At 36.6% G+C, this 6,995-nt stretch carries 5 protein-coding genes; all 5 read right to left on the bottom strand.

Going from position 1 to position 6,995, the window contains the following annotated elements; translation table 11 throughout:
• On the bottom strand, positions 1–1,131 hold a 1,131-nt coding region (locus Q0L68_RS13935), incomplete at its 3' end, for an alpha-amylase family glycosyl hydrolase (protein ID WP_296704307.1).
• 413 nt (positions 1,132–1,544) lie between these two features.
• On the bottom strand, positions 1,545–2,381 hold the full coding sequence (locus tag Q0L68_RS13930; protein WP_296704304.1) for a hypothetical protein: 837 nt from the start codon (positions 2,379–2,381) through the stop codon (positions 1,545–1,547).
• Positions 2,382–3,332 carry a Smr/MutS family protein gene (locus tag Q0L68_RS13925; protein ID WP_296704302.1) on the bottom strand — a complete coding sequence of 317 codons (951 nt, stop codon included), beginning with the start codon at positions 3,330–3,332 and terminating at the stop codon, positions 2,382–2,384.
• The gene (locus Q0L68_RS13920) at positions 3,329–4,627 is read right to left on the bottom strand and encodes a deoxyribodipyrimidine photo-lyase (RefSeq protein WP_296704299.1); all 1,299 of its coding nucleotides are present in this window, start codon (positions 4,625–4,627) and stop codon (positions 3,329–3,331) included. Before Q0L68_RS13920 ends, Q0L68_RS13925 begins: the two co-directional genes overlap by 4 nt.
• A gap of 12 nt (positions 4,628–4,639) precedes the next feature.
• Positions 4,640–6,995 (bottom strand): translocation/assembly module TamB domain-containing protein (locus tag Q0L68_RS13915; protein ID WP_296704296.1); only part of this gene is annotated, 2,356 nt, incomplete at its 5' end.

The following is a 6,995-nucleotide window of genomic DNA, read 5'->3' as shown; positions in this document are numbered from 1 at the left end:
CAAAAAGGTATTTAACATCTGAGCAGAAACTCTTCTATATTCAGGGCTAGGATTTCCAAATCTGTCGACCAGGCGCGCGTTATCATGATTTGAAAGAAAAACTGCTATCCACCCGTTTTCTGCAAATGCACTATCCCATCTGCTAAAGACTTCTTTAAATTCTGATAATTTGTACCCAGCCGGTGTCCTAGACATGTCCACATATTCAAAATGGTAAGCAACCTGAAGCTCCTTCCGGTCAGCATCCACCAAATCATGTGCGTCTTCAAAGGTGCTGCCAGCTCCTTCTGCGACTGCAAACACATGATAAGGCTCCATCACTTCTATATACATCTCCTTTAAATAATCATGAAGAGCTGGTCTTAGGCCATGATATTTGATGAATTCTGATTGATATCCTTCAGGGAATTCTGGATAAGTAATGTCCTTACTGGCAAATTGAAAGGCATCCATTCTAAAACCATCTACGCCTTTTTCTGCCCAGAATTTCATAATATCATAGACTTCTTGACGAAGTTTTGGATTTTCCCAGTTGAGATCTGGCTGCTGCTCAGCAAAGGTGTGGAGGTAATAAGAATCTGTTTCTTTGACATAATCCCATCCACCTTCAGGATCAAAAAGACTATATCGATAGGGTGGTTCCCCTTTTTCTGCCGGCCACCAATGATAATAGTCTCGGTATTCGCTATCTCTTGAGTTTTTTGCAGATTGGAACCATTCATGCTGATCGCTGCTATGATTTACCACAACATCCAGAACAAAACGAATCCCACGTTCTTTCATTCCATCGACCATTTCTTCAAAGTCTTCCATGGTACCATACCGGGGATTGATAGCTCTGTAATTACTAACATCATAGCCGTTGTCTACCATCGGAGATTCAAAAAATGGATTCATCCAAACGGCTGTAATTCCTAGACTTTGTAGGTAATCCAATTCTTCAATAATTCCTCGAAAATCGCCAAAACCATCACCATCAGTATCTTTGAAACTTTGAGGGTACAGTTGATATAGTGTTCCTTCTTTCCACCATTGGCGATCTAATTTTATTCCCTCTGTTTGATTTTCTACATTTTCGCCACAACTTGAAAAAATAAGAATTAGCAGAGCTGCAAAGATAAACCTTTTCATAAATGTAAATTTTCGATTGGAAATACTGAATATCAGTATTTTAATTGGGGGATTTCCTAATTTTTATTAAGTGTAATTTTCTAATTAATGGGTAGATAATAAAACAAAGTACTATAAAAGTAATGAGTTTGAAAGGAGTGTCAATGAATAATTTCTACCGAGAGATTCTCTTTCTTTGATCCATATTTCTCAAATTCTTGATCAAGAACTGCCTAAGAGATATTTCTATTTTTCTAAGAACCTCTTAATCATAAGAAGTTTCATCCTTGGGTAGATTTAAGTTATTTGAATAGTGATTTGAAAATTGTTTGGAGTTTTTATTGACAGATTCCGCTTTGATGATTTCTAATTCAAATTCAGACGCAAATAATTTTAGGTTGCCAGAAAACTTTCTGCCTTATAAAAATGCTGTTTTATACTAATATCTTATCAAAAAGTTGATGCGCTTGTTTTTCGGCAACAGTGGATAGTACTTTTTTTTGCACTTTGAGTTCGTTAATCCAGTCGAGATATTTCTTTGAAGCATTTTCTTTTTCCGCCACAAAATGTGTGAGAGATTGCAATGCAAGCTGGTTTGAATACCAAGGTTTTAAATTATCCTTTAACTGCTTGATTTCCTCATGAATGCTACTTACAAATATTGGATTGAAGCCTAAGTGAATGAGTAGATTTTCAAGCATTATGATAGTCCTTAACGCATCAAAAATCTCTTTTAGAGCTTTGCTGTCCAGTTTGGCTTTTAAGTCTAACTGAATAAATCCCAATTCCTCGCTGATGATTTGGTTAATCGCGGAACTAATAGCAAGAGGTTTCAGACCTTGACTTGATTTATGTGCAGCAAGAAAAAGCTCGTCCCAACTTTTCAGGGTACTCCCTACCACCAAGTCGAATGTTTCATTATATAAGTTCTTCTTTTGCTTATCCATGTACTGATGATAGCTATTGAAGGTGAGTTTGGTTTTCTTTTCATAAACCTGAAAGTTGCTTTCCACTAATTTAAAATGGTGAACCTTCCTAAGGCTTTTCTCTAGTTTTTTAAATGAAGAAAAAATATCAAAGTTAAGTCCCTCTTTATCAAAATGGATTTTACCCAATAGGTTACAATAGAGTTCCAAAAACTCCATTTTACCCAAAAGTTCAATTGCTTTTTTGGATTTGATCTGCTTGCCCAAAGCCAAAAAAATTACTTTAGCATCCGAATGCTGTTTTTCAAAAACCTGAAAAATAGGAGAGACCTTGCTCTGCATCATTTAGGAAATTTTCACCAGTGTTGCCCCATAGCCCCATTGGTCTTTCTGCGCGTCCTTAAAGTACTTAATATTTCCTAATTGACTCAAATGACGATGAATTTCTTTTCTTAAAACTCCATTTCCTACTCCATGGATGAATGTAATTTCATCCATCCCGCTTGCAATCGCCTGATCTAGATTTTTCTCAAATACCTCTATTTGAAGTTTAAGCATGGCAGAATTGCTCATTCCTTGATGATTTGAGGTCAATTCCTCTATGTGAAGATCGATTGATCTGGGTGGCTTTTTGGTTTGAATAGGTGCTGCTTTTGGCTGTAAACTTTCCAATTCCTGATTTAAGGCCCTGATATCCAATTCTTTGGTGGATTGTTCCAAAGAAAAGAGATAGGCAGTCTTTCCAAGTAAGGGAGCTTTACTCAAATGTTTAAAAAACTGGGTTGGTTTCATTTTCAGTTGCCGTTCAAAAGCAGGTAATGCTTTTTCGAGGCTATTTTGAATGGGGATAAAACGGAGTAAAAATGCTGGCCATTCATCCATCTCTTTGAGTAATCGATCATCAAATTTTTTGGATTCTCCGGGACCTAATGTTGTTGCCATCAAGGTTCTTTGATTATCTCCGAAAACTTCAGAAACATGAGCTAGGTAAGGCTTTTTACTATCGTTGATCAAATAAAGACTAAGGCTTTGATCATTGATTGGAATAAAGGCAAGATAAAGACCCTGGTCTTTTGGAGCTGAAATTGGTTGAGGAACGTCCTGTTCTGGATTTTTTGATTCCTGTTCTCCGAAATAGGCTTTCTCAGTGGCATGAACTAAAACCACCTCATTTTTCATGGCAGGTATAATAAAACCATCTTCAATTTCTATTTCTATTCTTCCTCCTGAAGATATTTTTCGGATAATTCCCTCTTCCGTCCCACGTATTAATCTTACTTTATCTCCAATATTCATTTATCTAAGGCTTTTTTATAGGTATCAAGTGCTCTTTGTCTTGCAAATTTATGGTCTACAATTGGTTTCGGGTACTTATTTGTTCCAAATTCAGGAATCCATTTTTTAATATACTTCAGGTCCTTATCAAATTTATCTTTCTGAGATTCGGGATTGAAAACTCTAAAATAAGGCTGAGCATCTGTTCCGGTTCCTGCTGCCCATTGCCAACCGCCATTATTTGCGGAGAGGTCATAATCAAGCAATTTTTTCGCAAAATATGCCTCTCCCCATCTCCAATCTATCAGCAGGTGTTTAGTCAAAAACGAAGCGACAACCATTCGAACTCTATTGTGCATATAACCCGACTCATTCAATTCTCTCATTCCTGCGTCTACAATAGGGTATCCTGTTTTTCCAGCGCACCATGCTTCAAACTCTTCTTCGTTATTTCGCCAAGGTATGTTATCATATGCCGGTTTGAAAGCTTTATCTACAACTTGTGGATTAAAAGCTAAGATCATCATATAAAACTCTCTCCAGATTAATTCATTGAGATATGTCTTATTTAGTTCACTGGCTATCAAGGCTAATTTTCTTATAGAAATAGTGCCAAATCGTAAATGGATTCCTAACCTGCTTGTTCCATTTTGAGCGGGGAAGTTTCTGGTTTCATCGTAATGCTTGATAATTTCTTCATCTGGATTTGAAGAAGGGATTTTAATGCTGGACTCTCGAAAGCCCATTTCTTCCAAAGAGATCAATTTCATTGGCTTGCATTGAAAAAGATTTTTCCAATGGAAATAAGATAGAGGTTCAATGGTCGTACTATTGAATTTTTCCAGCCAAATCTTACTAAAAGGTGTAAATACCTTGTAGAATTCTCCTGACCCATTCAGAATTTCACCGGCTTCGAAAATAACTTGATCTTTAAAACTTAGGAAAATCGTTCCATTTTCTTTTGCCAATTCTTCTATGCTACCGTCTCTTTTCTTTGCATAGGGTTCATAATCTCGATTGGTATAAATTGCCTGAACCTGATATTCTTTGAAAATCTCCTGAAATACTTCCTCTGGCTTTCCATACTTTACCAAAAGAGTACTTCCTTTTTCTTCGAGATTTTCCTTGATATTGGTAATTTGATTGTGGATAAATTCAACTCTGGCATCAGTTTTATCTTCCAGATCATCTAAAATATTTCTATCAAAGATAAAGAGGGGTAGGACGTTGGTTTCATTCTGTAGGGCATAAAATAAACCTGTGTTGTCTTCCAATCTCAGATCCCTTCGGAACCAAAAAATACTTATTTTCTCCATGATTTTACTTTATCAGAAAAGCTCCTTTAGAATGAAATTGTTTAAAGAATCTCTCTTTGGAGGAATCGAATCAGGAACTGGAATGGCCTGTCGAATCCGTTCCAAAGAGTCCAATCTGTTTTCAAGATTTTCTAGGTTTATAGGGGTCCATTTTTCACCATTTTCATAATTATAGCGCAGGAAATCATCTGTGTCATTGATTCTGAGTTTTTCATCTTTCTTTCTGGTGAGCTTTTGGAATAGCTCAGAGAAAGAATTAAAGGAAACATTCTGAGATACAGACACTCCATAAGTAGCTACATTTTTAGAAAGTGAAAGCGAAGTAAATACATTGAAATTATTTCTATTGAAGATACGAATTCGATAAACTCCGTCTTCTGTTAGTAAATATTCAGCTTGCCAGTCTCCGATTATTGAAGCTGCATTTGCATTTCCTTGGTTATTCGTGAATCCTCCATCTCTTGAAACTCTTAATCTACCATCTAGGAAGGTATAGGCAACTGAAAGCTGAAAAGTTTCTAATGTATTTGCGTCTAGCGATGCTAAATCCACATCAATTTCCAAGTTTTTGTCTACCTGACCTAGGAAAGCATTGAGTTGGGAAGAAAGCAATTGCCCTAAGCTGGATGAAATATTAGTAACGCCGGAAAACTGACCTTCAGGTGAGAAGGAGCGGGACATAATTACCGAAAAAACCTGCCTGTTCTTCTCTTGTTCATCATTTGCAATCCTATTTTGGAAAGCAGAAATAGTTGTTTGTAAATCCCCATTTGTCGGGAATTGGCTAAAATCAAAACCAAACTGGATGTCTGGAGAAAGTAAAGCTCCTTCTAAATCCATAATTACTTTTACAGGATACCTTCTCCTTGTTTGCGAATTGTCCGGGTCAGTTGTTGATGTTGCATTAATCAAGGGTTGGATTGAAACATTTTCCACATATTCTGCTGTCAAATCCATGACTCCTTCATAAGGGTCTCCATACCAGGTTATTCTACTACCCGGCCTGATGTTAAACTGTTTTTTGACAATGTTGTATAAAGAGAAGTTGTACTTTCCTTCTGTGATTTCATAGTTTCCTGTAAGTGAGAAATTACCTTGAGTATCTATATTCATAGTCAATACACCTCTTCCTCTTCCTGAAATCCCCTCTTCTGTTCTTGGGTCAATTATTATTTCGGCAAGAGCATCTGGCGTGATATCCAAGATGAAATTCATTCGAATATTTTCGATATCAAGTCTATTGATATCTTCGGTTATCTCTCTGATCCTCACAGTATCTTGAATATTGATGATATGAATGAATTCCTCCTGTGCAATTCTACTATCGTCTGTCAAAGGGATGTATATCCGAGTATTTGGCTGGCTTGTCGCTCTGGCATTGATATCAAGATTGGTAGTGCTTCCCAAGAAATCCACTGTCCCAGTTACATAAGCATCCCCATAGAAGGTTTCATTGTCTCTTGCAGTCGTATTCAAAACTTGAAAATTTGTCAAACTGGAATTAATATCAAGATAAAAGTTTTTAAATCCCTTATGGTTTATCCCGCCTGTAAGATTTGCTAAATTCCCATTAACATCCCGAAGCGTCAAATCTCTGAAATTAATCAGGTTTGGATTAAAGGCAATTTTGCCATCCAATTGATACGAGGTATTGAGGAAGTTTATTCGGAGTTTTCCTTCTTTCACATTTCCAGTGCCCAGAATTTGAGGTTCACGAGTGGTCCCTTTTATTTGAAAATTACCTGTAACGGAACCTCCCAGTTGAGACAAATAATTGGACAAGAAAGGTTCTAAAATTATTAAGTTCGTTTCACTGAGAATGGCATCCACCGAAAGATCCTGGTTTTCAAGGCCAATCGACCCATCTACATCAATAGTTTTAATCCCTCCTCTAGTATTTGTCAAGTTGATCGCTAATTGCTCGGTATCCAGATTAGCTGTGCCTTTAAGATTACCGATAAGAAAAGTATTAATCTCCAAACTGTCAATGCTGATTTCTCCTTGTACGAGCGGTTGAACGTAAACATCTTCTACGGTAAACTTTCCATTGATTGTTCCTTCAAATTCCTGGGGTACTAATGTATTTAAAAGGTTAACATTTACTTCATTTAATAAAAGTTCTAATTCTCTTAAAGGATCTTCTGAAATTGCTCCTTCCAAAGCGATAAACTGGTTTTCATTATAGATTTTGACATTGGAAAAATCTATTTCTCCCGGAATAAGCGTTATTAGGTTTTCCTCCACAAACTTCCATTCTTTATCAAATACTTTAAGAGAGGAAGGAGCAAAATTTATTTTTGTGTTTTGTTGTGAAAATTGAGCGTTAGCATTTATCCTAGCAGCGCTTTGGGTAGAATCCTGATCTAGG

The organism is Algoriphagus sp. (genome assembly GCF_024642405.1).
Lineage (GTDB): Bacteria > Bacteroidota > Bacteroidia > Cytophagales > Cyclobacteriaceae > Algoriphagus.
The sequence above is the reverse complement of the archived record's forward strand: the minus strand, read 5'-3'. Positions and strand labels throughout refer to the sequence as shown.